The following is a 26,086-nucleotide window of genomic DNA, read 5'->3' as shown; positions in this document are numbered from 1 at the left end:
TGCGACAAGGGCGCTCGAAGGCGCCCTTGTCGATACAGATGCAATCTGATGCGTTTATTTGATTCTTAAATCGTTCTCCACCACGCGAACGCCCTGCACTTTTCGCGTCACTTCTACCGCACGTTTAGCGCTTTCGGCGGATGAGACAAAGCCGCTCAGCTGTACACGACCTTTAAAGGTCTGGACGCTAATTTCCGAAGACTTAATCTCTTTATCATTGAAGAGCGCGGTTTTGACTTTGGTGGTCACGACGGTATCGTCAATGTACCCACCAGTACTTTCCTTTGTGGACGAACCTGCGCAGCCCGCCAGCGATACGGCGACCAGAAGCGTCGCGCAAAACGCAGATATTGCTTTGAACCATTTCATGGATTTCTCTCCTTGCACTTATCTCACCCAAAATCAGATCGATATACAGGAATAAATTATAGTGGAAAGAGGGAGTTGCCAATGAAAAAAGTGCTGAAGAATAAGGTGAATGATTGCGCTTAAGGGGTTTTGAGGCAAGGAGAGTGGCTGGCCGTGAAACAACAGCGTGGCTGCTATCTCGGAGAAGATGGTGCATCCGGGAGGATTCGAACCTCCGACCGCTCGGTTCGTAGCCGAGTACTCTATCCAGCTGAGCTACGGATGCATCGGGAAACTTGCTTTACTGCCGATATTGATACCGCTGCTAAAGCCGTATCAAGTAAGAGATGATGCATCCGGGAGGATGACTCACTCGGTTCGCCCTTCGGGCCGTTGCTGAAGCAACGTTATCCTCCCCGGCGCTGGCGATTATTTCGCAGACCGTGAAACAACAGCGTCGCTGCTATCCTGGAGAAGATGGTGCATCCGGGAGGATTCGAACCTCCGACCGCTCGGTTCGTAGCCGAGTACTCTATCCAGCTGAGCTACGGATGCATCGGGAAACTTGCTTTACTGCCGATATTGATACTGCTGCTAAAGCCGTATCAAGTAAGAGATGGTGCATCCGGGAGGATGACTCACTCGGTTCGCCCTTCGGGCCGTTGCTGAAGCAACGTTATCCTCCCCGGTGCTGGCGATTATCTCGCAGACCGTGAAACAACAGCGTAGCTGCTATCTCGGAGAAGATGGTGCATCCGGGAGGATTCGAACCTCCGACCGCTCGGTTCGTAGCCGAGTACTCTATCCAGCTGAGCTACGGATGCATCGGGAAACTTACTTTACTGCAGATTTTGATACTGCTGCTAAAGCTGTATCAAGTAAGATGGTGCATCCGGGAGGATGACTCGCCTTGCGGCTCGCCCTTCGGGCCGTTGCTAAAGCAACGTTATCCTCCCTGGTGCTTGCGGCTAATACCGCCACCTCATTCACACCTTCGTTGCTGAAGGTGTGGAGAATATGGTGCATCCGGGAGGATTCGAACCTCCGACCGCTCGGTTCGTAGCCGAGTACTCTATCCAGCTGAGCTACGGATGCAAAATGGCGGTGAGGCGGGGATTCGAACCCCGGATGCAGCTTTTGACCGCATACTCCCTTAGCAGGGGAGCGCCTTCAGCCTCTCGGCCACCTCACCACACGCCTCTTACGAGTGCTTCGAAGAACTTGTTTCTGCTCTTCGTCGCTGCGATGGCGCACATATTACTTTCTGGTACTTATAAGTCAAACCTTTTTTCGAGACCTTTTTTTCGTTTGCACACTTCCCGCGCAATTAGCCTGTGAAAACGGCAAAAAGAGTATTTTATCAACAAGAAATTGCTGATTACGCCGCGGCTAACGCAAAAGATAACTGTCGCGGATGCGGAGAAAGAGACAAAAATGAGAGGCTATCGGAGAGGAAAATTGGCAAAAACGGCGGGTGGAAGGAGGCGCCTCACAAAATAGCGAGGCGCGAAAACCTTAGTAACTGGACTGCTGGGATTTTTCAGCCTGGATACGCTGGTAGATCTCTTCACGATGCACGGAGACTTCTTTAGGGGCATTAACGCCAATACGTACCTGGTTACCCTTCACCCCTAAAACTGTCACAGTGACCTCATCTCCAATCATGAGGGTCTCACCAACTCGACGAGTCAGAATCAGCATTCTTTGCTCCTTGAAAGATTAAAAGAGTCGGGTCTCTCGTATCCCGGCATTATCCATCATATAACGCCAAAAAGTAAGCGATGACAAACACCCTACGGTGTAAGCAGTCACGGCATCACATTCTGTTAAACCTAAGTTTAGCCGATATACACAACTTCAACCCGACTTTATCGTTATCAGTGCTTCTCGCGCAAGATGCTGTAATCCGAGAATCACAGCATCTATGCAATTATAGTTATTACAGTTTTGCGCTTACCCAGCCTTTCACACTGGCTAACGCAGCAGGGAGAGCAGACGCATCGGTACCGCCGGCTTGCGCCATATCCGGACGACCGCCCCCTTTACCGCCCACCTGCTGGGCGACCATACCAATCAGTTCCCCGGCTTTCACGCGGTCTGTCACATCCTTAGACACACCTGCAATCAGAGAAACCTTACCTTCTGCGACCGTGGCCAACACGACAATCGTTGAACCCAGCTGATTTTTCAGATCGTCAACCATAGTACGCAGCATTTTCGGCTCAACGCCGGCCAGCTCGCTGACCAGCAGCTTAACGCCGTTAATCTCTTCCGCTTTGCTGGAGAGATTTGCGCTCTCCTGCACGGCAGCCTGCTCTTTCAGCTGCTGCAGCTCTTTTTCCAGCTGACGGCTGCGTTCTAACGCGGCGCGGACTTTGTCACCAAGGCTGTGGGTATCCCCTTTCAGCAGCTGTGCAATATCGCCCAGCAGATCGCTCTGCGCGTGCAGCATCGCCATCGCGCCTTCCCCGGTCACCGCTTCGATACGGCGCACGCCCGCGGCGGTACCGGATTCAGAGGTAATGCGGAACAGGCCGATATCACCGGTGCGCGAGGCATGCGTACCGCCGCACAGCTCGGTGGAAAAATCGCCCATGCTCAGCACGCGAACGCGATCGTCATATTTCTCGCCAAACAGCGCCATCGCGCCGGATTCACGCGCAGCGTCAATATCCATGATATTGGTTTCGATCGGCAGGTTGCGACGAATTTGCGCGTTCACCAGATCTTCTACCGCACGGATCTCCTCCGGCTTCATCGCTTCAAAATGCGAGAAGTCGAAGCGCAATGCTTTGTCGTTGACCAGAGAGCCTTTCTGCGCAACGTGCGTACCGAGAACCTGGCGCAGCGCCGCGTGCATCAGGTGCGTCGCGGAGTGGTTCAGGCGGATACGCTGGCGGCGAGCCTGATCGACATCGGCCTGCACGGCGTCGCCGACTTTGAGCGAACCGCTGGTCAGTTTACCAATATGGCCAATTGCCTGACCGTACTTCTGCGCGTCGCTGACCTGGAAGGAGAAACCGACGCCCTTCAGTTCTCCTTTGTCACCCACCTGGCCGCCGGATTCGGCGTAGAACGGCGTCTGGTCGAGGATAACAACCGCTTCCTGACCGGCGTTCACCGCGTCAACCGCTTTACCATCGATAAACAGCGCGGTGACTTTGCCATTCAGTTCCAGGCTGTCATAGCCTTTAAACTCAGAGGCGCCGTCGACGCGGATCATCGCATTGTAGTCCGCGCCAAAGCCGCTGGATTCGCGCGCGCGACGGCGCTGCTCTTCCATCGCGGCTTCAAAGCCGGCTTCGTCAACCTTGATGTTGCGTTCGCGGCAAACGTCCGCGGTCAGGTCAACCGGGAAGCCGTAGGTGTCGTACAGGCGGAAAGCGGTTTCGCCGTCCAGCGTGTCGCCCTGCAGTTTAGCCAGCTCTTCATCCAGCAGCGCCAGTCCGCGCTCCAGCGTACGGGCAAACTGCTCTTCTTCGGTCTTCAGCACCTGCTCAACCTGAGCCTGCTGCTGTTTCAGCTCTTCGCCGGCGGAACCCATCACGTCAATCAGCGGGGCAACCAGTTTCCAGAAGAAGGTCTCCTTCGCGCCCAGCATGTTGCCATGGCGAATTGCGCGACGAATGATGCGGCGCAGCACGTAGCCGCGGTTTTCATTCGACGGGATAACGCCATCGGCAATCAGGAACGCGCAGGAACGAATGTGGTCAGCGATAACGCGCAGCGACTTGTTCGAGAGATCGGTCGCGCCGGTAACCTTCGCCACGCTCTTAATCAGATCGCGGAACAGGTCGATATCGTAGTTGGAGTTGACGTGCTGCAGCACGGCGGCAATACGCTCGAGGCCCATACCGGTATCTACGGACGGCTTCGGCAGCGGCTCCATGGTTCCGTCAGCCTGACGATTGAACTGCATGAAGACGATATTCCAGATCTCAATATAGCGATCGCCGTCTTCTTCCGGCGTTCCCGGAGGGCCGCCCCAGATATGGTCGCCATGGTCGAAGAAGATTTCGGTGCATGGACCGCACGGCCCGGTGTCACCCATCTGCCAGAAGTTATCGGAAGCAAACGGCGCGCCTTTGTTGTCGCCGATGCGGATAATACGCTCGCGCGGTACGCCAACTTCATTTGCCCAGATATCGAACGCTTCATCGTCGGTTTCGTAGACGGTCACCCACAGTTTTTCTTTCGGCAGGGCGAACCAGTTTTCACCGGTCAGCAGTTCCCATGCGTATTTGATGGCATCCTGCTTGAAGTAATCGCCGAAGCTGAAGTTACCCAGCATTTCAAAGAAGGTGTGGTGACGCGCGGTGTAGCCGACGTTTTCCAGATCGTTGTGCTTACCACCCGCACGAACGCAACGCTGCGCGGTGGTCGCGCGCGAATAATTACGTTTGTCGAGACCAAGGAAAACATCCTTGAACTGGTTCATCCCGGCGTTGGTAAACAGCAGGGTCGGGTCGTTATGCGGCACCAGGGAGCTGCTCGCAACTACCTGATGTCCTTTACTATGGAAAAAGTCGAGAAACGCCTGACGGATCTCAGCGGTGCTCTTGCTCATAATTATCCTGAAATCAAGCTAACGAAATGTCGCTGGCAGCCACTACCCAGTATCGACCGGCAGGCTACTCACGAAAATAAAGTGGGAATAAGATAAGTTTTCTTCACGGGGAAGTAAAATCCCGGATGGGTCAATCTGCAAAATTTCGCCAGATTTCCTGAATATCCTCCATCAGATAGCCGCGGTAGAGCAAAAAGCGCTGAATTTTGACTTTTTCTGCAAATACTCTGGGCAGGGGTTCGCCATATTTTCGCTGCGCCTGCTCTTTGGCAAGCCGCGCCCAGTCGATTTCGCACTCGCGCATGGCTGCCTCTGTCGTCTCGCGGGAGATCCCCTTCTGCTTTAGCTCCTGGCGGACGCGCGCCGGGCCGTACCCCTTGCGGCTGCGGCTGGCAATGAACTGACGGACAAAGCGTTCGTCGTCCAGATAGCGGTTCTCAATGCACCATTCAACGACTTTATCGACCTCTTCCGGCGTCACATCTAACGCTTCAGGGCCGTTTTTGCTCATGACCGGTGCAGCCAGTTTTCGCCTTAGCTCCTGTTCGCTGTGGTCGCGCATTGCCAGAATGCGAATCGCGCGATCCAGCAGCCTGGCGTAGTCAGAGCGGCGGGATGAAGTTTCAGTCACGGTCAGCCTCGCTAATCAAAAAAAGCAAAAGGGCCGCATAAGCGGCCCCTTGTTAGTCTGTTCAGACGATATCAGAAATCTTGTTCGGTTTCCGCTTCGCTGTTGCCATCAACCGCGAAGTCCGGCGTGGAGTCCTGATTGCTCAGCAGCAGTTCACGAACTTTCTTCTCGATCTCTTTTGCCGCAGCCGGGTTCTCTTTCAGCCAGGAGATGGCGTTCGCTTTACCCTGACCGATTTTATCACCGTTATAGCTGTACCATGCGCCGGCTTTCTCAATCAGCTTCTCTTTCACGCCGAGATCGACCAGCTCACCGAAGAAGTTAATCCCTTCGCCGTAGAGGATCTGGAATTCAGCCTGTTTAAACGGCGCGGCGATTTTGTTTTTCACCACTTTAACGCGGGTTTCGCTGCCGACAACGTTGTCGCCCTCTTTCACCGCACCGATACGACGGATATCCAGACGCACGGAGGCGTAGAACTTCAGCGCGTTACCGCCGGTGGTGGTTTCCGGGTTACCGAACATCACGCCAATTTTCATACGAATCTGGTTGATGAAGATGAGCAGGGTGTTGGACTGCTTCAGGTTGCCCGCCAGTTTACGCATCGCCTGGCTCATCATACGCGCCGCGAGGCCCATGTGAGAGTCGCCGATTTCGCCTTCGATTTCCGCTTTCGGCGTCAGCGCCGCAACGGAGTCAACGACGATAACGTCTACCGCACCGGAACGCGCCAGCGCGTCACAGATTTCCAGAGCCTGTTCGCCGGTATCCGGCTGGGAGCACAGCAGGTTGTCGATATCGACGCCCAGCTTGCGTGCGTAAACCGGGTCCAGCGCGTGTTCCGCATCGATAAACGCACAGGTTTTGCCTTCGCGCTGCGCGGCGGCGATAACCTGCAGCGTCAGCGTGGTTTTACCGGAAGATTCAGGCCCGTAGATCTCGACGATACGGCCCATCGGCAGGCCGCCTGCGCCCAGGGCGATATCAAGGGAAAGCGAGCCGGTGGAGATAGTTTCCACATCCATGGAACGGTCTTCACCCAGGCGCATGATGGAGCCTTTACCGAATTGTTTTTCGATCTGGCCCAGTGCTGCCGCCAACGCTTTCTGTTTGTTTTCGTCGATAGCCATTATTACTCCTCTCATGCCGGGTGTAACCGGGTAGTGAATTCTGTTCTGTTGAAGCAATTATACTGTATAGTCATACAGTATCAAGTATTTTGTAGAAATTGTTGCCAGAGGAGATTTAGCGCGTAGGCCGTGGCCTGGCGGCGTACCGACTCGCGGTCTCCGGCAAAGCATTCGCGCCGGGTTACGCCCTGTCCGCTGGCGCTGGCCACGCCAAACCAGACGGTTCCCACCGGCTTTTCCGCGCTGCCGCCGTCCGGCCCGGCGATGCCGCTGACCGAAATGGCATAGTCCGCGCGAGCCGCACGCAGCGCGCCGATGGCCATCTCCACCACCACCGGTTCACTCACCGCTCCATGGCTAAGCAGCGTCGCTTCGCTGACGCCAATCATCTGCGATTTCGCTTCATTGCTGTAAGTGACGAAACCGCGCTCAAACCATGCCGAACTGCCGGCGATATCGGTAAGGGTTTTGGCGACCCAGCCGCCGGTGCAGGACTCCGCCGTGGTCACCGTCGCACCGCGCGCTTTCAGCGCCATCCCCACCTGCTCGCTCAGCTGCATTAATTCCGAATCTGTCATTCGTCGCCCCACGTAAGCTGTACAAAGAGGCCATCAAAGATAGCACTTTCAACGAAGATATGGGGACGAGGTAACGAATTTACGAGTCGGCTGGCGAAAAACATCGGCTATAGCCAACGCTGCATTTTCGGATAGCCGCCCGGGGGCGCCGGTGTCACAATTCACCGCACATATAAGGAAGAGTTAAATGAGAGGTTACCAGGAATGGCCAAAGCAACGCTTACCTCAGAGCAGAACGTGAAAAAAATTCGCCAGGTGCGCCTGTGCCTGTTTGTATGCGGCACAGTTTCGCTGCTAACCGCGCTACTGCATATTTTCACCCGCTCATTCAACCCGCTGTTCGAAGGCGTACAGATCCTGCTGGGCGTGGGCTGTATTGCCAGTGGATTCACATTGAACAAGAAAATCAAGCAGATACTCGCAGAACCATAGCGGCGGATAACCGGCCCATCGCGGGCCGGTTTTTATTTATTTCATACTCGCCGCGATCAGCTCCACGTTGTGACGCAGCATTTTCACGTAGCTGTCCGCCACGCCGCCCGGTTGAGAGAGGGCTTCAGGGTAGAGCTCTCCTCCCGGCTGCGCGCCCGTCGCGCTGGCAATCTGTTTAACCAGTCTTGGATCCAGCTGATTTTCCATAAACCAGGTATGCACCTCGTCGGCTTTAATTTGTCGAATTAATGCCGCCACCTGCGCCGCGCTGGCCTCACTTTCCGAAGATAGCCCCTGTGGCGCGAGGAAGGTCACGCCATAGGCGCGGCCAAAATAGCCGAAAGCATCATGGCTGGTCAGAACCTTACGCTTTGCCTGTGGAATGGCGGTGAACTGGCTTTTAGCCCAGCGATCGATCTCGTTAAGCTGGCTGATATAGCGTTTGCCGGAAGCCTCCAGCGCCAACTTATCTTCCGGGTCGGCTTTCACCAGGCCGTTGAGGATATTCTGCGCGTACAGCGCACCGTTCGCGGCGCTGTTCCACGCATGCGGATCGGTTACCGTTGCGCCATCTTCTTCAAGCGTGTGGGTTTTGACTCCGCGGGAAGCCACCACCAGCTCGCCTTTGAACCCGGATGCTTTAATCAGCCGGTCCAGCCAGCCCTCCAGCCCCAGGCCGTTGACCACCACCACATCGGCGTTGTTCAGCAGCGCGCTGTCTTTCGGCGAGGGTTCGAAGGTATGCGGATCGCCGTCCGGCCCCACTAGCGTATCCACATGCACATGTTCGCCGCCAATCTGCTGCACCATATCGCCCAACACGGAAAAACTGCTCACCACGTTTAGCGTTTTCGCCATCACCCCGTGCGATGCCAGACCCAGCGCCAGCGCCAGCCATATCCCGGTACGTTTCATCATTGTCCTTACCCCATTAATTTACGCCAGCCGACAACCAGCCGGCTGCGCGAGCCAAAAAACACCGATACAAAAAAGAGGCCGCTGGCGGTCAGCACAATGGCGGGTCCGGCAGGCAAATTCGCCGCCCACGACAGGCTCAGCCCCATCCACGCGCAAAAACCGCCCATCAGAGCCGCCAGCAGCAGAATGCCCGGCAGCGTCCGCGCCCAGCAGCGCGCCGCGACCGCGGGCAGCATCATGACCCCCACCGCCATCAGCGTGCCGAGCACCTGAAACCCGGCCACCAGATTGAGCACCAGCAGGGCGAGGAACAGGCCGTGCAGCAGCGCAGGCACTCTTCGCGCGTTCACCTGAAGCCAGACGCTGTCGAAGGCTTCGCTGACCAGGCCGCGATAAAACAGGGCGATGCAAATCAGCGTCAGGCTGGCAACGCCGGTCACAAACAGCGCCGAATCGCGGTCTACCGCCAGAATCGAGCCGAACAGCAGATGCAGCAGGTCGACGTTAGAGCCGCGCAGCGAGACCAGCGTGACGCCCAGCGCCAGGGAGCCGAGATAAAATCCGGCAAAGCTGGCATCCTCTTTTAAAAGCGTGCGTCGGCTGACCCACCCCGCCACCAGCGCCACCGCAATGCCGGCAATAAAACCCCCGACGGTCATCGCCAGCAGCGACATCCCGTTAAGCAGGTAGCCCACCGCCACGCCGGGCAAAATCGCATGCGAGAGCGCATCGCCCATCAGGCTCATGCGGCGTAAAAGTAGGAAGACGCCGAGCATGGTCGTGCTCAGCGAGAGTGCCAGGCACACCACCAGCGCGCGGCGCATAAAGCCAAACTCGATAAAGGGCTGAATGAAGGTGTGCCAGATCATGCCAGCCTCGCGGAGTGAAAGGCGGGCAGCACATCAGGCGTACTGCCCCAGCGGGCGCGCTGCGGCGTCAGCAGCATCGTTTCCGGGAAATAGTCGGCGACCCGCTGGTTATCGTGCAGCACCGCCAGAATCGTCTGCCCCTGCTGATGCATTTCCAGGATCAGCGCCATCAGCTCACGGCAGGTGGCTTCGTCGATGCCGGTAAACGGTTCGTCGAGCATCACCAGCGGCGCGCGCTGCACCATCACCCTCGCGAAGAGCATGCGCTGAAACTGGCCGCCGGAGAGCGCCTCAATCGGCGTTTTCGCCATCGCTAGCAGCCCCACCCGCGCTATGGCCGCGACGATACGCTGGCGCACCTCCCCCCCGAGCCCGCGCAGCAACGATACCTGCGGCCAGGCCCCCTGGCTGACGACATCCTGCACCGTGAGCGGAAACTGCGACTCCAGCGCATGCCGCTGCGCCAGCCAGCCGATAACCGGCCGTCCGTCGCGCCAGTGCAGGCGGCCGCTGACCGGCGGGATAAATCCGGCCAGCGTCTTTAACAGCGTCGATTTCCCGCAGCCGTTCAGGCCGACGATAGCCGTCATACTCCCCGTTGCAATCGTGCCGCTAAGGGACGGCGCGATCGCCAGCCCTTCATAGCCAGCCACCAGATGATCGAGCTCTATCATGGCAGCGATACCGCCCACCAGGTTGCCAGCCACAGGGCGGCCAGCAGCACGCCGGCCATCGCCAGCCGGGCGATGCCTGAAGTCATCAATAAGGAAGTCAATGTTTACGCCTCAATAAAACGTTATAACATAACAATATTAAAAGAAGCGCGGAATGTAAATTGGCGTCAACAAAAGGAAATGCTGCAAAATGTTACAGACTCCTCTCCGGACGGAGAGGAGCACAGAAGATGGGGTTACTGCATCCGGGCCTGAGAAACCGCCAGACCGAGCTGCCAGACGGCCATCGCGTAATGGGTGCTGTGGTTATAGCGGGTAATGGTGTAGAAGTTCGGCAGACCGTACCAGTACTGGTAGCCTGTGCCGATATCCAGACGCAGCAGGCTCGCCTGCTGATGGTTACCCAGCGGCTGAGTCGGGGTAAGTCCCGCCGCCGCCAGCTGCGAGACGCTGTATTTGGTTTTGAACCCATTGTTCAGCCCAGGCGCCTGGCCCAGCGCCTGTACCGCCACCAGATCGCCGCTCACCCAGCCGTGCTGCTTGAAGTAATTCGCCACGCTGCCAATCGCATCGACCGGATCCCACAGGTTGATATGCCCGTCGCCGTTAAAGTCCACCGCGTACTGCCTGTAAGAAGAGGGCATAAACTGACCGTAGCCCATCGCGCCGGCGAAGGAGCCTTTCAGATCGAGCGGGTCGTCCTGTTCGCTGCGCGCCATCAGCAGGAACGTTTCCAGCTCGCTGGAGAAGTACTCGGCGCGGCGCGGATAGTTAAACGACAGCGTCGCCAGCGCATCAAGGATGCGGGTTTTCCCCATCACCCGCCCCCAGCGGGTCTCGACGCCAATAATCCCGACGATAATCTCCGGCGGCACGCCGTATACCTGGTACGCGCGGTTGAGCGCATCCTGATACTGGTTCCAGAACGCCACACCGTTCTGCACGTTATCCGGGGTAATAAACTGCTTTTTGTAGCGCAGCCAGGCGCCGTTTGGCCCTGACGGCGGCAGCCCGGTGGGCGCCTGACGGTCCATCAGACGCAGCACATAGTCCAGGCGTTTGGCCTGCGAGAGAATTTGATGCAGCTGCTGTCGGTCGAAGCCGTGCTTGCTCACCATTTTATCAATGAACTGTTCCGCCGCCGGGTTATTGGCGAAATCGCCGCTCATCTCCATCACGTTATGCTGTGGCTCGAGTAAAAAACCGCCCGTGCCGCCCGCCATTTCCTTTTCCGCAGGAGTTTGAGGTTTGCTGCTGCAGGCAGCGAGGAGAACGCACAGGGGGAGTAAAGCCAGGGAACGACGCTTCAACATGGGACATCCATTTAACAAATCGGCAAGGGGTAATTATGGTAAAGCATGCGCCCGCTCACAAGGAAGCGGCGGCAATGTAAATTCTTTTTTATCGCCCTTTTTCCTCTCGCCCCGCCGGATCCTTCGTTCACTCCAGTCACAATCTTTCAAAATAAAATATTTATCTTTCATTTTGCGATCAATATAACAATTTTAAACCTTTTAAAATGATTAAAATTAGCTGCCAGTTAGCAAGAAAAATAACACGCTGAAGGAGAGAACAATGATTGAAGTCGTTACCCACGGCGCCGAATGGTTTATCGGCCTGTTTCAGAAGGGAGGCGAGGTGTTCACCGGTATGGTCACCGGGATCCTGCCTTTGCTGATCAGTCTGCTGGTGATCATGAACGCGCTGATCAACTTTATTGGTCAGCAGCGGATCGAAAAGCTGGCGCAGCGCTGCGCCGGTAATCCGATCTCCCGCTACCTGCTGCTGCCCTGCATCGGCACCTTCGTTTTCTGTAACCCGATGACCCTGAGCCTTGGGCGCTTTATGCCCGAGAAATACAAACCGAGCTACTACGCGGCGGCCTCCTACAGCTGCCACTCAATGAACGGCCTGTTTCCGCACATCAACCCCGGCGAACTGTTCGTCTATCTGGGGATCGCCAACGGGCTAACCACCCTCGGTCTACCGTTAGGGCCGCTGGCGGTGAGCTATCTGCTGGTGGGCCTGGTGACGAACTTCTTCCGCGGCTGGGTGACCGACCTGACCACGTCGATTTTTGAGAAAAAAATGGCCATCCAGCTTGAGCAGAAAGTGCATCTGTCAGGAGCGACATCATGACCCGTATTCGCATTGAAAAAGGCGCCGGCGGCTGGGGCGGCCCGCTCGAACTGGACGCCGTTGCCGGTAAAAAGATTGTCTATATCACCGCGGGCACCCGCCCGGCGATCGTCGATAAAATTGCCCGCCTCACCGGCTGGCAGGCGGTCGATGGCTTCAAAGAGGGCGAACCGCCGGAAGCGGAAATCGGCGTGGCGATTATCGACTGCGGCGGCACCCTGCGCTGCGGTATCTACCCGAAGCGCCGCATCCCGACCATTAATATCCACGCGACCGGCAAATCGGGTCCGCTGGCGCAGTACATCGTCGAGGACATTTACGTTTCCGGCGTCAAAGAAGAGAACATTTTCGCGCTGGAAGAGGGTCCCTCCCCGGCCCCGCAGGCCGCGCCTGCCCAGCCGGCGGCCCGCGACTATGACACCAGCAAGAAAATAACCGAGCAGAGCGACGGCCTGCTGGCCAAAGTTGGTATGGGGATGGGCTCGGTCGTGGCGGTGCTGTTCCAGGCCGGGCGCGACACCATCGATACGGTGCTGAAAACCATTCTGCCGTTTATGGCCTTCGTCGCGGCGCTGATCGGCATCATCATGGCCTCCGGCATCGGCGACTGGATTGCCCACGGCCTGGCGCCGCTCGCCAGCCATCCGCTGGGCCTCGTGACCCTGGCGCTGATCTGCTCTTTCCCGCTGCTGTCGCCGTTTCTCGGCCCCGGCGCGGTCATCGCCCAGGTTATCGGCGTGCTGATTGGCGTGCAGATTGGCCTTGGCAATATTCCGCCGCATCTCGCCCTGCCCGCGCTGTTCGCCATTAACGCCCAGGCCGCCTGCGACTTTATCCCGGTTGGCCTGTCGCTGGCGGAAGCGCGCCAGGACACCGTGCGCGTCGGCGTACCGTCGGTACTGGTGAGCCGCTTCCTGACCGGCGCGCCAACGGTGCTGATCGCCTGGTTCGTTTCCGGATTTATTTACCAATAATAGGTGCCTGAAGATGACCGTGATTTACCAGACCACCATTACGCATATCGGCGCCAGCGCGGCGATGGCGCTGGACGAGCAGATGCTGATCACCTTCCGCGAAGGCGCCCCGGCCGATATCGAAGAGTACTGCTTTATTCACAACCACGGCGAGCTCTCCGGAGCGCTGGTGCCGGGCGCTGAGCTGCAGCTCGGCGAGCTGCGCTACCCGGTCACCGCCGTCGGCGAAGTCGCCGAGCAGAACCTGCGCGAGCTGGGCCATATCACGCTGCGCTTTGACGGCCACCGCGAAGCGGAATTCCCCGGAACCGTACACGTGGCGGGGCCGGTGCCGGAAGGTATCGCCGCCGGCTGCGTACTGAAATTTGTTGCTTAAGCTGTAAGGAGAAAATTATGAATCAGGTTGCTGTTGTCATCGGTGGGGGACAAACCTTAGGGGAGTTTCTGTGTCGCGGGCTTGCCGCAGAAGGCTATCGCGTGGCGGTGGTCGATATTCAGAGCGATAAAGCGACCCGCGTCGCGCAGGCCATCAATGCAGAACATGGCGAAGGCACGGCGTGGGGCTTCGGCGCGGATGCCACCAGCGAAGCCAGCGTGGTCGCCCTCGCCCGCGGGGTAGACGAAATATTTTCCAGCGTCGACCTGCTGGTCTATAGCGCCGGGATCGCTAAAGCGGCGTTTATCAGCGACTTCGCGCTGGGGGATTTCGACCGTTCGCTGCAGGTGAATCTGGTGGGCTACTTCCTCTGCGCCCGCGAGTTCTCTCGCCTGATGATCCGCGACGGCATTAAAGGACGCATCATCCAGATCAACTCTAAATCCGGCAAAGTGGGCAGCAAGCATAACTCCGGCTATAGCGCGGCGAAGTTTGGCGGCGTGGGGCTGACGCAGTCGCTGGCGCTGGACCTCGCGGAGTACGGGATTACCGTGCACTCCCTGATGCTCGGCAACCTGCTGAAGTCGCCGATGTTCCAGTCTCTGCTGCCGCAGTACGCCACCAAGCTGGGGATCCCGGAGGAGCAGGTCGAGCAGTATTACATCGACAAAGTCCCGCTGAAGCGCGGCTGCGATTACCAGGACGTACTTAACGTGCTGATGTTTTACGCCAGTCCGCAGGCTTCATACTGCACCGGGCAGTCCATCAACGTCACCGGCGGGCAGGTGATGTTTTAAACCAGAGGTCCCGGATTGCGCTGCGCTTATCCGGGCTACAAAACCGGCACCCCGCGCCGATCCGTAGCCCGGGTAAGGCGCAACGCGCCGCCTCCGGGGAAATATCGCACACGCCTTAAGGAGACTTTTATGGTTACCGCACTTATCACTATCGCCGCCATCGCCTGGATAACCCAGCTCGCCTTTGGCGGCTGGCAGATCAGGCAGTTCAATCGCGCATTCGATCGGCTGTGCCAGCAGGGACGCGTCGGCGTCGGCCGCTCCTCGGGGCGGTTCAAGCCGCGCGCCGTCGTCGCCATCGCCGTCGACGAAAACGACCGCATTCACGATACGCTGTTAATGAAAGGCCTCACCGTCTTCGCCAGGCCGCAAAAAATTCCCGCCCTCACCGGCAAGCATCTTAAGGAATTGCAGCCTGATGTGATCTTTCCCAATGATCCGCTCTGTCAGAATGCACTATCATTAGCGCTTAATCCGAAACATGGATAATTTCGTTGTGAACGTTAATATCTTGCGAAATTATCATTTCGAAACTTTAAACGCAGGATACAACGCCTATGAAACCACGTCAGCGCCAGGCAGCCATTCTCGAGCACCTGCAATCGCAGGGCAAATGCTCGGTCGAAGAGCTGGCGCAACACTTCGACACCACCGGCACCACCATCCGTAAGGATCTGGTGATCCTTGAGAATGCCGGTACCGTTATCCGCACTTACGGCGGCGTGGTGTTAAATAAAGACGAGGCCGATCCGCCCATCGACCACAAAACGCTGATCAACACCCATAAAAAAGAGCGGATTGCCGAAGCCGCGGTCAGCTTCATTCACGATGGCGACTCGATCATTCTTGACGCCGGCAGTACGGTGCTGCAAATGGTGCCGATGCTCAGCCGCTTCAATAACATTACCGTGATGACCAACAGCCTGCATATCGTCAACGCCCTCTCCGAACTGGATAACGAACAAACCATCCTGATGCCGGGCGGCACGTTCCGCAAAAAATCGGCCTCCTTTCACGGCCAGCTGGCGGAAAACGCCTTCGAACACTTCAGCTTCGATCGACTGTTTATGGGCACCGACGGCATTGATTTAATCGCCGGCGTCACCACCTTTAATGAGGTTTATACGGTCAGCAAAGCGATGTGCAATGCCGCCCGCGAAGTTATCCTGATGGCCGACTCGTCGAAGTTTGGCCGCAAAAGTCCCAATATTGTCTGCGGCCTGGAGAGCGTAGACAAACTGATTACCGATGCCGATATCAGCCCGGAATTTAAGCGGGCGCTGGAAGACAAAGGCATCGAAGTCATTATTACTGGAGAACATCATGAGTAACTTTCTGTTAGAAGCCGGACGCCAGACCCTGATGCTGGAGCTTCAGGAGGCGAGCCGCCTGCCTGAACGCCTGGGCGACGACTTCATCCGCGCGGCGGAAACCATTATCCACTGCGAGGGCAAACTGGTCGTCTCCGGTATCGGTAAATCGGGTCATATTGGTAAAAAGCTGGCCGCCACCTTCGCCAGCACCGGCACCCCGGCATTTTTTGTTCACCCGGCGGAAGCGCTGCACGGCGACCTCGGCATGCTCGACAGCCGCGACGTGATGCTGTTTATCTCTTACTCCGGCAGCGCTAAAGAGCTGGATCTTATCGTTCCGCGCCTGGAGGAAAAATCCATTCCGCTGCTGGCGATGACCGGTAAATCCACTTCACCGCTGGCGCTGGCGGCCAAAGCGGTGCTTGATATTGCCGTAGAGCGTGAAGCCTGCCCGATGCACCTCGCGCCCACCTCCAGCACCGTCAATACCCTGATGCTCGGCGACGCGCTGGCCATGGCGGTCATGCAGGCCCGCGGCTTTAACGAAGAAGATTTCGCCCGTTCGCACCCGGCCGGCGCGCTGGGCGCGCGGCTGCTGAACAAAGTTCACCATCTGATGCGCCGCGACGGCGACGTGCCGCGCGTCGCCAACGACACCAGCGTCATGGACGCGATGCTCGAACTCAGCCGCACCGGCCTGGGGCTGGTGGCGGTCTGCGATGAGCGCAATCACGTGCAGGGCGTCTTTACCGACGGCGACCTGCGCCGCTGGCTGGTGGGCGGCGGCAGCTTACAGGATATCGTCAGCCAGGCGATGACCCGCAACGGCGTCACTCTGCAAGCGGAAAGCCGCGCGATAGAAGCCAAAGAGCGCCTGATGAAGCATAAAATCAGCGCCGCTCCGGTGGTGGATGAAAGCGGCCAGCTGGTCGGCGCGATTAACCTGCAGAACTTTTATCAGGCCGGGATCCTTTAAGCCCCAGACGTTTCGCCAGCCGGTGCAGGTTGGCGACGTCGAGCCCCAGCGCGCGGGCGGTGGCGGCCCAGCTGCGGCCATTAGCCGCCAGCGCGCTGGCGATCGCTTCGCGCTGGAACGCCTCCGTCGCCTCGCGCAGGCTCACCGCTTCCGCCGCCGGCTGCGGGCTGACGGTCGGCAAGGCTGGCGCTTCCCCGGCCAGCTGAAAATGCTGCGGCTCCAGCACGATATCATTACCCGCCTGCGTCGCCCGCGCCAGCACCACCGCCCGATGAATCGCGTGCTCCAGTTCGCGTACGTTGCCCGGCCATGACCAGGCGAGCAGCCTGGCCCGCGTCGCTTCGCTTAAAATCACCTGCGCCAGCCCCATACGCAAACGGCACTGTTCGCAAAAATAGCCGGCCAGCAGCACTACATCACTTTCCCGCTCGCGCAGCGCCGGAACCGACAGCGGAAACACGCTCAGGCGATGATACAGGTCGGCGCGAAAGCGCCCCTCCACCACCTCCTGACGCAGGTCGCGGTTGGTGGCCGCCAGCACCCGCACATCAACCCGCAGGCTGCGATCGTCGCCGACGCGCTGAATATCGCCATACTGCAGCACCCGCAGCAGCTTGGCCTGGAGCGCCAGCGAAAGCTCGCCAATTTCATCGAGGAACAGCGTCCCGTTGTCCGCCATTTCAAATTTACCGCTGCGGTTGCTGATCGCCCCGGTAAACGCCCCTTTGACGTGGCCAAACAGCTCGCTCTCCGCCACGCTCTCCGGCAGGGCCGCGCAGTTGAGATAGACCAGCGGATTGGCCGCCCGCGGCGACCCCTGATGCACCGCTTTCGCCACCAGCTCTTTGCCGGTGCCGGTCTCGCCGCTAATCAGCACGTTTAAGTCAGAAGCCGCGACGATATCGATCTCTTTTTTCAGCTGCAGCATCGGCGCCGACAGGCCAATCATCTCCTGACGTTCGGCTGCCGGATACACGATAGCCTGCTCCGGCAGCACGTTTTGATTCTCCAGCCGGGCGATCAGCAGCGCGTTATTGAGCGCCCCGGCCACCAGGGCGGCAATCAGGCGCAGCTCCTCGTCGCTGAAGCTGTCAAAACGGTCCGCATCCATGCCGTCGAGGGTGAGCGCGCCGATCAGGGTTTGCCCGGCAAACAGCGGCAGGCCGACGCAGGCGTGCACCTTCAGGCTCTCCTGTCCGGGGATCAGGCCATCGTAAGGGTCCGGCAGATCGCTATCCGCCGGGAAGCGCACCACGTCCCCCGCCCGGGCAATCGCCTCCAGCCGCGGGTGGCCTTCAAGGGCAAAGCGTCGGCCAAGTACGTCCTGGGCCAGGCCATCAATCGCCAGCGGCACAAACTGGTGCGCCTCGTAGCGCAGCAGCGCCGAAGCATCGCAGCCGAGTATCTGCCGCAGGGTGGTAATCAAACGCGAAAAACGGTCGGCATGGCCGAGATCGCTTTGTAAATCAATGGCGATTTTCGCCAGGGCCTCGACGGAGAAACTCATTGTCGCCTCATAGTCATTTTGACACCAAGCGTAGTCATATCGACTATTTTAACCATTGTCATTTTGACATCAACAGATTTAATAAAAAACTTAAAACACTTTAAATTCAATTAATTAAAAAGTTGGCACGCAACTTGATATAAGCAAAACATCTTATTTGAACACTGCTGAATTAATTGAGGTTGCTATGTCTATTCTGGTTAAAAATAACATTCATTGGGTTGGCCAACGCGACTGGGAAGTGCGTGATTTCCACGGGACTGAATACAAAACGCTGCGCGGCAGCAGCTACAACAGCTATCTCATCCGGGAAGAAAAAAATGTGCTGATCGATACCGTCGATCATAAATTCAGCCGTGAATTCGTGCAGAACCTGCGCGGTAAAATCGACCTCGCCGATATTGATTACATCATTATCAACCATGCTGAGGAGGACCATGCCGGCGCGCTGACCGAGCTGATGACCCAGATCCCGGACACCCCGATTTACTGTACCGCCAACGCCATCGACTCCATCACCGGACACCATCATCACCCGGAGTGGAATTTTAAGGTGGTGAAAACCGGCGACAGCCTGGATATCGGCAACGGCAAGCAGCTGATTTTCGTCGAAACCCCGATGCTGCACTGGCCGGATAGCATGATGACCTATATGACCGGCGACGCGGTGCTGTTCAGCAACGACGCCTTCGGCCAGCACTACTGCGATGAACATCTGTTTAATGATGAAGTTGACCAGGTTGAGCTTTACGAGCAGTGCCAGCGCTACTATGCCAATATTCTGACCCCGTTCAGCCGCCTGGTGACGCCGAAAATTACCGAAATCCTCGGCTTTAACCTGCCGGTGGATATGATTGCGACCTCCCACGGCGTGGTCTGGCGCGATAACCCGACGCAGATCGTCGAAAAATATCTCGAGTGGGCGGCGGATTATCAAGAAGACCGCATCACGATTTTCTACGACACCATGTCCAACAACACCCGCATGATGGCCGACGCGATAGCCCAGGGCATTACCGACGTGGATCCGCGCGTGGCGGTGAAAATTTTCAACGTCGCCCGCAGCGATAAAAATGACATTCTGACCAACGTGTTCCGCTCGAAGGGCGTGCTGGTCGGCACCTCAACCATGAATAACGTGATGATGCCGAAAATCGCCGGGCTGGTGGAGGAGATGACCGGCCTGCGTTTCCGTAACAAGCGCGCCAGCGCCTTCGGCTCCCACGGCTGGAGCGGCGGCGCGGTTGACCGCCTGTCCACGCGTTTACAGGATGCGGGCTTTGAAATGTCCCTGAGCCTGAAGGCCAAATGGCGCCCGGATCTCGACGCGCTGGAAGTGTGCCGCGAGCACGGCCGCGAAATCGCCCGCCAGTGGGCCCTCTCCCCGCTGCCGGCGAGCCAGACCAAACACGCCGCGCCTGAGGCAACGCCCTGCGCAGCGCCAGCGGCAGCCGATCTCGGCCCGAAAATGCAGTGCAGCGTTTGCCAGTGGATTTACGACCCCGAACAGGGCGAACCGAACCAGGACGTCCAGCCGGGCACGCCGTGGAGCGAAGTCCCGGATAACTTCCTCTGCCCTGAGTGTTCGCTGGGTAAAGATGTGTTTGACGTTCTGGCATCGGAGGCAAAATGAGTGATGGCATCGTCATCATCGGTTCGGGCTTCGCGGCCCGTCAGCTGGTGAAAAATATTCGCAAGCAGGACCCGAATATCCCGCTGACCCTGATCGCCGCCGACAGCATGGATGAGTACAACAAACCGGATCTCAGCCATGTGGTCAGCCGCGGGCAGAACGCCGACGACCTGACCCTGCAAACGGCGGGCGAGTTTGCCGAGCAGTACAATCTGCGCCTGTTTCCGCATACCTGGGTCAGCGATATCGACGCCGAGCAGCACCTGGTGAAGAGCCAGGACCGCGAGTGGCGCTATGACAAACTGGTGCTGGCCACCGGCGCGACGCCGTTTATCCCACCGGTGCCGGGCCGCGAGCTGATGCTGACCCTGAACAGCCAGCGGGAATACGGTGCGGCGCAAAGCCAGCTGCGCGATGCAAAAAGGGTGCTGATCGTTGGCGGCGGGCTGATTGGCTGCGAGCTGGCGATGGATTTCTGCCGCGCCGGCAAAGCGGTGACGGTGGTGGATAACTCCGCCAGCGTACTGTCGGCCCTGATGCCGCCCGAGGCCAGCAGCCGACTGCAGCATCGTCTGACCGACATGGGCGTGCATCTGATGCTGAAGTCCCAGCTGGAAAGCCTGGCGCAGAGCGCCGACGGGATTCGCGTCACCCTTGACCGCCAGCGTACGGTGACGGTGGATGCGGTGGTGGCCGCCGCCGGTTTACGCCCGGAAACGGCGCTGGCGCGGCATGCGGGACTGCAGACGCACCGCGGCGTGGTGGTGAACAGCCAACTGCAAACCAGCCATCCGGCGATTTACGCCCTCGGCGATTGCGCGGAAATCAACGGCATGGTCCTGCCTTTTCTGCAGCCGATTCTGCTAAGCGCTATGTGCCTGAGTAAAAATCTGCTGGCCCAGCAGGGAGAACTGAAGCTGCCGCCGATGCTGGTGAAGGTCAAAACGCCGGATTTACCGCTGCACCTGGCGGGCGATACCCGGCGCGAGGATCTGACGTGGAATATCGTTGCCGCCAAAGACGGCCTGGTCGCGAAAGGCGTTGACGCCGAGAACCAGCTGCGCGCTTTTGTGGTCAGCGAGGATCGCATGAAAGATGCTTTTGCCCTGCTCAAGCAGCTGGTGAGTTAACCTCGATGAAATAATGTTATTCCCGGGTCGCGGCGTAAACGCCTTACCCGGGCTACCCAACTTGCGAGGCGCTCGGGTTTGGTAGCCCGGCTAAGCGCAGCGCGAGCCGGGGAAATGCCCAACCTACCGCGCCAGATTATCGTACCCGCGCCAGCGGTAGTTGAGCACCGACAGCACCCAGCAGGCCACGAACAGCCCGACCACCACAAAACCGGCGTCGCCGAGATGGTCGTTCAATGCGCCAACCCAGCGCCAGAGGCCGCCGCTCAGAGAGAACTTATCCATCAACAGCCCCAGCGCTTCCAGACCGCCGATAAACAGCGCCACCACCACCGAGGTGCCGGTAATGGTCATATTGTAATAGAGCTTGCGCTGCGGCTTGCTGAACGCCCAGCCGTAGGCGCCGACCATCAGCACGTTATCGAGCGTATCCACCAGCGCCATCCCGCTGGCGAACAGCGCCGGAAAAACCATAATCGACCAAATTGACACCCCGCTCGACGCGCTGGCGGCGGAGATCCCCAGCACGCCGATTTCCGTCGCCGTATCAAAGCCGAGGCCAAACAGAAAGCCCACCAGATACATCTGCCAGCTGCGGCTAATCAGGCGGAAGGTTTTACCGAACAACCAGCTCATCATGCCGCCGCCGGTCATGACCTCATCGCTCACCTTTTCGCCCTGCTTCCACGCCCGAAAGCTGCGCCAGACGCTGCGCAAAATGACCAGGTTGATAAAGGCCATCACCAGCAGAAACAGCGCCGACACGGCGGTGCCGATAACGCTGCCGGTCTCGTGAAACCAGCTCATCTGCTGGCCAAACGCGGTGGCGGTCGCGGCAATCGCCGCCGAAGCCAGCACCACAATCGACGAATGCCCCAGCGAGAACCACGCGCCAACGGCAAAAGGCCGCTTCCCCTGCTGCATCATTTTGCGGGTCACGTTGTCGATGGCCGCGATATGGTCGGCGTCCACCGCGTGGCGCAGACCATAACCCCAGGCCAGCAGGCTGGCGGCCATCAGCGCGCCGCTGCCGCCGAACGCCGTAAACGCCCAGCCCCAGGCCAGCAAATTGGCGGCAATCAATGTCAGCACCAGCGCCGCTGCGCGCGGCTGCTGACGCAAAATCGTCACTATCATATCGGTGTCCTTTAAGCCTGCAGGCGGGCCGCAGCGATAACCGCCTGGCCGAAGGCAATCGCGCCATCGCCTGCGGGCAGCTGCTGCGGAAAGAGCAGAGTAAAATCGGCCAGATAAAAGGTCAATCGCGCCGTCAGCAGGCGGTTGTGCAGTACCCCGCCGCCGAAGGCCAGCGTGTGAATATTCCGCGCGTTCGCGCAATCGCGCATCATGGCCGCCAGCCCGCGGGCCAGCGCATCATGAAAGGCCCACGCTTTTTGCGCCGGGCTCGCCTGCCAGCTCAGCCACTGCTGCCAGAACGTCGCCAGATCCAGTTTTCCATCGCGCCACGGCAGCGTCGCCGGATGATCCACGCCTGCGCAGGTCGCCGCCAGCGCCTCCAGACGGCACGCCGCTTCCCCCTCATAGCTCAGGGTTAGCGGAGCGTAGCCCAGCGCGCAGGCGACGGCGTCAAACAGACGGCCGCACGACGATGCCTGCGGCGCATTAATACCGCGCTCGATTGCCCGCGCCAGCAGCGGCCAGCTTTGCTGGCGCAGCGCGGCGGTGTCGGCATAATTCTGCCACTCGGGGACGAAGGCCAGGCAGTGGGCGAGCAGATTGCGCCACGGCTGACGCGCCGCGAGGTCGCCGCCAGGCAGCGCCACCGCCGGCAGACCGCCGAGATGCTCGCACTCGCGATAGTTGACCCGCAGGCACTCGCCGCCCCACAGTTCGCCGTTTTCCCCCATCCCGATACCGTCGAGGGTCAGGGCAATCACGTCGCCGCCCTCCCGCGGCCAGCGGTGCTCGGCCAGGCAGGCGGCCGCGTGGGCATGATGATGCAACACGCGGTCCACCGGCAGCATAAGCGACGCCGCCCACCGCGAAGCGCGGTAGCCGGGATGGGCGTCGGCAACCACCCGCTGGGGGGTAAAAGCGTAAATCTCCTGCATCAGACGCAGCGCCTGCCGCCACTGCGCCTCGACGCCCTCCTCATCGAGATCGCCAAAATGCTGGCTGAGCACCGCTTCATCGCCGCGCAGCAGGCAGAACGTATTTTTCATATCCGCGCCGAGAGCCAGCAGCGGCGGTACGTCGTGGAAACCCGGCGGCAGCGCCAGCGCGTCAGGCACGTAGCCGCGGGCACGGCGCAGCATCTCGCCGCTTTGCCGCACCACGGAATCATCCATCCGCTGCACAATCTCGCGATTATGCAGCAGAAATCCGTCGGCAATTCCGGCTAAATCCGCCAGCGCCTCGGCGTTGGTTAACGCCGGCGGGCGGCCGCTGAGGTTGCCGGAGGTCATCACTAATGGGCGCGCCAGCGCCTGCGAAAGTAAATGCTGCAGTGGATTAGACGGCAGCATCCCCCCTACTTCCGCAAGCCCTGGCGCAATCTGGTCGCACAGGCCGGCCACCTGCGTTTTCTCCAGCAGCACGATCGGCGCGGCGGGAGAGGTCAGCAGCGTCAGCGCCGGTTCATCGAGCCCCGCCGTCGTCGCCAGCATCACCGCCAGCGGTTTCGCCGGGCGATGCTTATGCGCCCGCAGCTTCGCCACGGCCTCGCGGTTTCCGGCGTCGCACAGCAGATGGAAACCGCCCAGCCCCTTCACCGCCACAATATCGCCCGCCAGCAGGCGAGCAATCGTCGCATCTAAGGCGGCTTCGCCAAATAAATGTTCCTGCGGGCCGCGCCACTCCAGCTGCGGCCCGCACTCGGCGCAGGCTACCGGCTGCGCGTGAAAGCGGCGATCGGCGGGATCGCCATATTCCGCCGCGCAGGCGGGGCAAAGAGGAAACGGCGACATAGAGGTCAGCGGGCGGTCGTAGGGCATAGCGCGAATAATGGTAAAGCGCGGCCCGCAGTGGGTGCAGTTGATAAACGGATAGCGGTAGCGGCGCTCCCGCGGGTTGTTCATCTCCGCCAGACATGCCGGGCAGGTAGCGGCATCGGGCACAATCTGCGTGCGCATGCTTCCGGCCCCGCTTTGGCGGATGGTAAAGCCCGGCGGCGGCGCGGCCCAGACAAAAGGCGCCGCTGCCGCGCTGTCGATACGCGCCAGCGGCGGGCAGCGCCGGGTTAACGCGGCGAGAAATGGCGCATCATCGCCGACAAGGCGCACCAGCACGCCGTCGCCGTCGTTGCACACGTCGCCGCGCAGCCCCAGCTGCTGCGCCAGCTGCCAGACGAAGGGGCGGAATCCCACCCCCTGCACTTTACCGCGAATGCGGATTTGCACCCCGTTCATTGCGCGACCGGCTTACCAGGCCAGCGCGGTGCGGCGGCGTTTTTCGATATTCATCTGTTCGAGCTTGTTGCGGTCGACGCAAATCAGCGCGTGGGTCGGACAGGCATCCATACAGGCCGGGCCTTCCTCACGGTGGTGGCAAAGGTCGCATTTGTTGGCTTCGGCTTTTTCCGCCATCACGTTCAGCCCCGCGCCGCTGTGGCGGATAACCGGGCGCACCACCACTTCCATGGCGCCGTAGGGACAGGCCACCACGCAGGTTTTGCAGCCGATGCAGCGCTCCTGCATCACGTGGACGAAGCCCTGATCGCGGCTGATCGCGCCGTTCGGACAGACGTTGGCGCACGGGGCGTCCTCGCACTGACGGCAGGCGGTGGCCGTCGACACGTTAACGCCTTTGATCACGTGAATACGCGGTAAAAAGCTTTTTGGCGTCAGCGCGGCGCAGTCCTGATTTTCCTGATGAGAGACCACGCAGGCCACTTCACAGGTGCGGCAGCCGATGCATTTGCTCGCGTCGGCGATAATGAAACGGTTCATCCATTTCTCCAGCTGTAAGAAGGTTACGCGCCGGAGTATGCATAATGCGTTCCAACTTTTATCTAACTGATATTAAAGAAGATAAATACGGGAGATACTGTCATCGTCAGTTGTGACGATGACAGCTGACGACGTCAGGCGTGCGGGCCGGGAACCATCGAGTCGCGTTCAATCAGCTCGCCGGAAAAGGTTTGCTGAAATTTAAAATCGCCGCCGTCGAGCATAAAGATCAGCCGGTTAATGCTCTCTTTGATCATCTCCGTCACCGGGACTTTGACGCTGGAGAGCGCCGGCACCATAAACGGCGCCAGCGCGATATCGTCAAAGCCCACCACCGAAACCTGCTCCGGGACCTTGACGCCGAGCTGATGCAGCTGCTTCATCGCGCCAACCGCCATATCGTCGTTGCTCGCCACCAGCGCGCTATAGCCGACGCGGCGCTGGCGCAGCGTCTCGACTCCCGCCGCGCCGGTTTCCGGCGTCCAGCGGCCTTCGACGATCAGAGAGTCATTCAGGGCAATGCCGCCGCGGGCCAGCGCGTCTTTATAGCCCGAGAGGCGCTCTACGCCGGTTGGCGAATCCAGCGAACCGGTAATAAACGCGATTTCCCGATGGCCCAGCGCGATAAGCTTTTCCACCGCCATCATCGCCGAGGCCTTTTGATCGGACCAGACGCAGTGGCTGGCGTTGCGGCGCAGGCGGCGGTTGAGCACCATGATCGGCCGCTCGTGATTTTCGATAATCTCATCCATCTCATCAACGCTGAGAAAGCGCGGATAGATAATAATCGCATCGCAGCGCAGATCGAGCAGATACTGAATCGCCTCGCGCTCCTCCTCCGCGCTGTGCTTGCCGTCGGCGAGGATCAGCTGCCGCCCTTTGTCTTCGGTCATCCGCGCCACGTGGTAAAGCAGTTCGCTGAAATAGACGCCGTGATAAAGGGTGTTGGTCACCACCAGCCCGAGGGTCTGGGTCTTTTTCGTCGCCAGGTTGCGCGCCAGCAGATTCGGCCGGTAGCCGCTTTCGGCCACCGCCTGGAAGACGCGATCTTTGGTCTCCTGGCTGACATAGCCGTTCCCCGACAGCACCCGCGAAACGGTGGCCTTTGACACCCCCGCGCGCTTCGCTACCTCCAGCATCGTTGCCATGTGGTTATTCCTGTTGCCAATGTTGCCCGCAGTGTACT

25 protein-coding genes and 5 tRNA genes are annotated in these 26,086 nt (G+C 59.1%); 10 read left to right on the top strand and 20 right to left on the bottom strand.

All coding sequences use genetic code 11. From position 1 onward, the window contains the following. Window positions 1-54 precede the first annotated feature (54 nt). The 11 genes from JLG71_RS06075 to pncC all read right to left on the bottom strand — a co-directional run bounded on the left by JLG71_RS06075 (window position 55) and on the right by pncC (window position 7,254). Window positions 55-369, bottom strand: a complete 315-nt coding sequence (locus tag JLG71_RS06075) for a BON domain-containing protein (protein ID WP_004853477.1) — start codon at window positions 367-369, stop codon at window positions 55-57. 188 nt (window positions 370-557) lie between these two features. After that, window positions 558-634, bottom strand: a tRNA-Arg gene (locus JLG71_RS06070). A 192-nt stretch (window positions 635-826) separates the two neighbouring features. Continuing rightward, window positions 827-903: transfer RNA gene (locus JLG71_RS06065), tRNA-Arg, on the bottom strand. A 192-nt stretch (window positions 904-1,095) separates the two neighbouring features. Next, a tRNA-Arg gene (locus JLG71_RS06060) sits at window positions 1,096-1,172 on the bottom strand. Window positions 1,173-1,366: 194 nt separating this feature from the next. Continuing rightward, window positions 1,367-1,443, bottom strand: a tRNA-Arg gene (locus tag JLG71_RS06055). Between the two features lie 4 nt (window positions 1,444-1,447). Beyond that, window positions 1,448-1,540: transfer RNA gene (locus JLG71_RS06050), tRNA-Ser, on the bottom strand. Between the two features lie 323 nt (window positions 1,541-1,863). After that, a complete protein-coding gene (gene csrA, locus JLG71_RS06045; protein ID WP_000906486.1) occupies window positions 1,864-2,049 on the bottom strand; it encodes a carbon storage regulator CsrA in 186 nt (61 codons plus the stop codon). Window positions 2,050-2,287: 238 nt separating this feature from the next. Further along, the gene (alaS, locus tag JLG71_RS06040) at window positions 2,288-4,915 is read right to left on the bottom strand and encodes an alanine--tRNA ligase (protein WP_025107288.1); all 2,628 of its coding nucleotides are present in this window, start codon (window positions 4,913-4,915) and stop codon (window positions 2,288-2,290) included. Between the two features lie 130 nt (window positions 4,916-5,045). Beyond that, window positions 5,046-5,546, bottom strand: a complete 501-nt coding sequence (gene recX, locus JLG71_RS06035) for a recombination regulator RecX (RefSeq protein WP_161506264.1) — start codon at window positions 5,544-5,546, stop codon at window positions 5,046-5,048. 71 nt (window positions 5,547-5,617) lie between these two features. Further along, complete coding sequence (gene recA, locus JLG71_RS06030; RefSeq protein WP_004104808.1) at window positions 5,618-6,676, bottom strand: recombinase RecA; 1,059 nt, start codon at window positions 6,674-6,676, stop codon at window positions 5,618-5,620. A gap of 80 nt (window positions 6,677-6,756) precedes the next feature. After that, window positions 6,757-7,254, bottom strand: coding sequence for a nicotinamide-nucleotide amidase (pncC, locus tag JLG71_RS06025; protein ID WP_014226512.1), 498 nt, complete (start codon window positions 7,252-7,254; stop codon window positions 6,757-6,759). A gap of 204 nt (window positions 7,255-7,458) precedes the next feature. Here pncC and JLG71_RS06020 point away from each other — a divergent pair, with 204 nt between their 5' ends. Further along, window positions 7,459-7,686, top strand: coding sequence for a hypothetical protein (locus tag JLG71_RS06020; RefSeq protein ID WP_025107287.1), 228 nt, complete (start codon window positions 7,459-7,461; stop codon window positions 7,684-7,686). A gap of 36 nt (window positions 7,687-7,722) precedes the next feature. Here JLG71_RS06020 and JLG71_RS06015 read toward each other — a convergent pair whose 3' ends face one another. The 4 genes from JLG71_RS06015 to mltB form a co-directional block, all read right to left on the bottom strand. Further along, window positions 7,723-8,601, bottom strand: a complete 879-nt coding sequence (locus tag JLG71_RS06015) for a metal ABC transporter substrate-binding protein (RefSeq protein WP_014226514.1) — start codon at window positions 8,599-8,601, stop codon at window positions 7,723-7,725. A gap of 8 nt (window positions 8,602-8,609) precedes the next feature. Further along, window positions 8,610-9,473, bottom strand: coding sequence for a metal ABC transporter permease (locus JLG71_RS06010; RefSeq protein WP_014226515.1), 864 nt, complete (start codon window positions 9,471-9,473; stop codon window positions 8,610-8,612). After that, on the bottom strand, window positions 9,470-10,180 hold the full coding sequence (locus JLG71_RS06005) for a metal ABC transporter ATP-binding protein (RefSeq protein WP_162557671.1): 711 nt from the start codon (window positions 10,178-10,180) through the stop codon (window positions 9,470-9,472). Before JLG71_RS06005 ends, JLG71_RS06010 begins: the two co-directional genes overlap by 4 nt. Window positions 10,181-10,383: 203 nt before the next feature. Beyond that, entirely contained in the window at window positions 10,384-11,460 is a 1,077-nt protein-coding gene (mltB, locus tag JLG71_RS06000) for a lytic murein transglycosylase B (protein WP_009651581.1), read from the bottom strand. Between the two features lie 262 nt (window positions 11,461-11,722). On the opposite strand from mltB, the gene srlA reads away from it, so the two are divergent. From srlA to gutQ, 7 genes are all read left to right on the top strand, one after another. Further along, window positions 11,723-12,286, top strand: a complete 564-nt coding sequence (srlA, locus tag JLG71_RS05995; protein ID WP_004104818.1) for a PTS glucitol/sorbitol transporter subunit IIC — start codon at window positions 11,723-11,725, stop codon at window positions 12,284-12,286. Continuing rightward, a complete protein-coding gene (gene srlE / locus JLG71_RS05990; RefSeq protein ID WP_014226517.1) occupies window positions 12,283-13,260 on the top strand; it encodes a PTS glucitol/sorbitol transporter subunit IIB in 978 nt (325 codons plus the stop codon). Before srlA ends, srlE begins: the two co-directional genes overlap by 4 nt. Window positions 13,261-13,273: 13 nt before the next feature. Further along, window positions 13,274-13,636: a PTS glucitol/sorbitol transporter subunit IIA gene (gene srlB, locus JLG71_RS05985; RefSeq protein ID WP_102803937.1), complete on the top strand. Its 363-nt coding sequence runs from the start codon at window positions 13,274-13,276 to the stop codon at window positions 13,634-13,636. Window positions 13,637-13,653: 17 nt separating this feature from the next. Then, the gene (srlD, locus tag JLG71_RS05980; protein ID WP_102803936.1) at window positions 13,654-14,433 is read left to right on the top strand and encodes a sorbitol-6-phosphate dehydrogenase; all 780 of its coding nucleotides are present in this window, start codon (window positions 13,654-13,656) and stop codon (window positions 14,431-14,433) included. Window positions 14,434-14,562: 129 nt separating this feature from the next. Next, window positions 14,563-14,922, top strand: coding sequence for a transcriptional regulator GutM (gene gutM, locus JLG71_RS05975; RefSeq protein ID WP_049068938.1), 360 nt, complete (start codon window positions 14,563-14,565; stop codon window positions 14,920-14,922). A 68-nt stretch (window positions 14,923-14,990) separates the two neighbouring features. After that, window positions 14,991-15,764, top strand: a complete 774-nt coding sequence (srlR, locus tag JLG71_RS05970) for a glucitol operon DNA-binding transcriptional repressor SrlR (RefSeq protein WP_004104826.1) — start codon at window positions 14,991-14,993, stop codon at window positions 15,762-15,764. Further along, the gene (gene gutQ, locus JLG71_RS05965) at window positions 15,757-16,722 is read left to right on the top strand and encodes an arabinose-5-phosphate isomerase GutQ (RefSeq protein ID WP_014226519.1); all 966 of its coding nucleotides are present in this window, start codon (window positions 15,757-15,759) and stop codon (window positions 16,720-16,722) included. The genes srlR and gutQ overlap by 8 nt, the downstream gene beginning before the upstream one ends. Here gutQ and norR read toward each other — a convergent pair. Beyond that, on the bottom strand, window positions 16,685-18,229 hold the full coding sequence (gene norR / locus JLG71_RS05960; RefSeq protein WP_064375636.1) for a nitric oxide reductase transcriptional regulator NorR: 1,545 nt from the start codon (window positions 18,227-18,229) through the stop codon (window positions 16,685-16,687). The genes gutQ and norR overlap by 38 nt on opposite strands. A gap of 187 nt (window positions 18,230-18,416) precedes the next feature. On the opposite strand from norR, the gene norV reads away from it, so the two are divergent. Together norV and norW are read left to right on the top strand one after the other, a co-directional pair. After that, a complete protein-coding gene (norV, locus tag JLG71_RS05955; protein ID WP_161506262.1) occupies window positions 18,417-19,862 on the top strand; it encodes an anaerobic nitric oxide reductase flavorubredoxin in 1,446 nt (481 codons plus the stop codon). Next, window positions 19,859-20,992, top strand: coding sequence for an NADH:flavorubredoxin reductase NorW (gene norW, locus JLG71_RS05950; protein ID WP_038424877.1), 1,134 nt, complete (start codon window positions 19,859-19,861; stop codon window positions 20,990-20,992). The genes norV and norW overlap by 4 nt, the downstream gene beginning before the upstream one ends. 123 nt (window positions 20,993-21,115) lie before the next feature. On the opposite strand, the gene JLG71_RS05945 is transcribed toward norW, so the two are convergent. The 4 genes from JLG71_RS05945 to JLG71_RS05930 form a co-directional block, all read right to left on the bottom strand. After that, window positions 21,116-22,129 carry a HoxN/HupN/NixA family nickel/cobalt transporter gene (locus tag JLG71_RS05945; RefSeq protein ID WP_200914019.1) on the bottom strand — a complete coding sequence of 338 codons (1,014 nt, stop codon included), beginning with the start codon at window positions 22,127-22,129 and terminating at the stop codon, window positions 21,116-21,118. Window positions 22,130-22,140: 11 nt separating this feature from the next. Next, window positions 22,141-24,360: a carbamoyltransferase HypF gene (gene hypF, locus JLG71_RS05940; RefSeq protein WP_200914018.1), complete on the bottom strand. Its 2,220-nt coding sequence runs from the start codon at window positions 24,358-24,360 to the stop codon at window positions 22,141-22,143. A gap of 12 nt (window positions 24,361-24,372) precedes the next feature. Next, window positions 24,373-24,900, bottom strand: a complete 528-nt coding sequence (gene hydN / locus JLG71_RS05935) for an electron transport protein HydN (protein ID WP_004104833.1) — start codon at window positions 24,898-24,900, stop codon at window positions 24,373-24,375. A gap of 134 nt (window positions 24,901-25,034) precedes the next feature. Further along, the gene (locus tag JLG71_RS05930; RefSeq protein ID WP_025107280.1) at window positions 25,035-26,048 is read right to left on the bottom strand and encodes a LacI family DNA-binding transcriptional regulator; all 1,014 of its coding nucleotides are present in this window, start codon (window positions 26,046-26,048) and stop codon (window positions 25,035-25,037) included. Between the last annotated feature and the right edge of the window lie 38 nt (window positions 26,049-26,086).

This window comes from Klebsiella michiganensis, from assembly GCF_015139575.1.
GTDB lineage: Bacteria > Pseudomonadota > Gammaproteobacteria > Enterobacterales > Enterobacteriaceae > Klebsiella > Klebsiella michiganensis.
The sequence above is the reverse complement of the archived record's forward strand: the minus strand, read 5'-3'. Positions and strand labels throughout refer to the sequence as shown.

What these genes read in the sequence shown, in the direction of transcription:
- JLG71_RS06075 (WP_004853477.1), bottom strand. Translation starts at nt 369, where the DNA reads ATGAAATGGTTCAAAGCAATATCTGCGTTTTGCGCGACGCTTCTGGTC.
- csrA (WP_000906486.1), bottom strand. Translation starts at nt 2,049, where the DNA reads ATGCTGATTCTGACTCGTCGAGTTGGTGAGACCCTCATGATTGGAGAT.
- alaS (WP_025107288.1), bottom strand. Translation starts at nt 4,915, where the DNA reads ATGAGCAAGAGCACCGCTGAGATCCGTCAGGCGTTTCTCGACTTTTTC.
- recA (WP_004104808.1), bottom strand. Translation starts at nt 6,676, where the DNA reads ATGGCTATCGACGAAAACAAACAGAAAGCGTTGGCGGCAGCACTGGGC.
- pncC (WP_014226512.1), bottom strand. Translation starts at nt 7,254, where the DNA reads ATGACAGATTCGGAATTAATGCAGCTGAGCGAGCAGGTGGGGATGGCG.
- JLG71_RS06020 (WP_025107287.1), top strand. Translation starts at nt 7,459, where the DNA reads ATGGCCAAAGCAACGCTTACCTCAGAGCAGAACGTGAAAAAAATTCGC.
- JLG71_RS06015 (WP_014226514.1), bottom strand. Translation starts at nt 8,601, where the DNA reads ATGAAACGTACCGGGATATGGCTGGCGCTGGCGCTGGGTCTGGCATCG.
- JLG71_RS06010 (WP_014226515.1), bottom strand. Translation starts at nt 9,473, where the DNA reads ATGATCTGGCACACCTTCATTCAGCCCTTTATCGAGTTTGGCTTTATG.
- mltB (WP_009651581.1), bottom strand. Translation starts at nt 11,460, where the DNA reads ATGTTGAAGCGTCGTTCCCTGGCTTTACTCCCCCTGTGCGTTCTCCTC.
- srlA (WP_004104818.1), top strand. Translation starts at nt 11,723, where the DNA reads ATGATTGAAGTCGTTACCCACGGCGCCGAATGGTTTATCGGCCTGTTT.
- srlE (WP_014226517.1), top strand. Translation starts at nt 12,283, where the DNA reads ATGACCCGTATTCGCATTGAAAAAGGCGCCGGCGGCTGGGGCGGCCCG.
- srlB (WP_102803937.1), top strand. Translation starts at nt 13,274, where the DNA reads ATGACCGTGATTTACCAGACCACCATTACGCATATCGGCGCCAGCGCG.
- srlD (WP_102803936.1), top strand. Translation starts at nt 13,654, where the DNA reads ATGAATCAGGTTGCTGTTGTCATCGGTGGGGGACAAACCTTAGGGGAG.
- gutM (WP_049068938.1), top strand. Translation starts at nt 14,563, where the DNA reads ATGGTTACCGCACTTATCACTATCGCCGCCATCGCCTGGATAACCCAG.
- srlR (WP_004104826.1), top strand. Translation starts at nt 14,991, where the DNA reads ATGAAACCACGTCAGCGCCAGGCAGCCATTCTCGAGCACCTGCAATCG.
- gutQ (WP_014226519.1), top strand. Translation starts at nt 15,757, where the DNA reads ATGAGTAACTTTCTGTTAGAAGCCGGACGCCAGACCCTGATGCTGGAG.
- norR (WP_064375636.1), bottom strand. Translation starts at nt 18,229, where the DNA reads ATGAGTTTCTCCGTCGAGGCCCTGGCGAAAATCGCCATTGATTTACAA.
- norV (WP_161506262.1), top strand. Translation starts at nt 18,417, where the DNA reads ATGTCTATTCTGGTTAAAAATAACATTCATTGGGTTGGCCAACGCGAC.
- norW (WP_038424877.1), top strand. Translation starts at nt 19,859, where the DNA reads ATGAGTGATGGCATCGTCATCATCGGTTCGGGCTTCGCGGCCCGTCAG.
- JLG71_RS05945 (WP_200914019.1), bottom strand. Translation starts at nt 22,129, where the DNA reads ATGATAGTGACGATTTTGCGTCAGCAGCCGCGCGCAGCGGCGCTGGTG.
- hypF (WP_200914018.1), bottom strand. Translation starts at nt 24,360, where the DNA reads ATGAACGGGGTGCAAATCCGCATTCGCGGTAAAGTGCAGGGGGTGGGA.
- hydN (WP_004104833.1), bottom strand. Translation starts at nt 24,900, where the DNA reads ATGAACCGTTTCATTATCGCCGACGCGAGCAAATGCATCGGCTGCCGC.
- JLG71_RS05930 (WP_025107280.1), bottom strand. Translation starts at nt 26,048, where the DNA reads ATGGCAACGATGCTGGAGGTAGCGAAGCGCGCGGGGGTGTCAAAGGCC.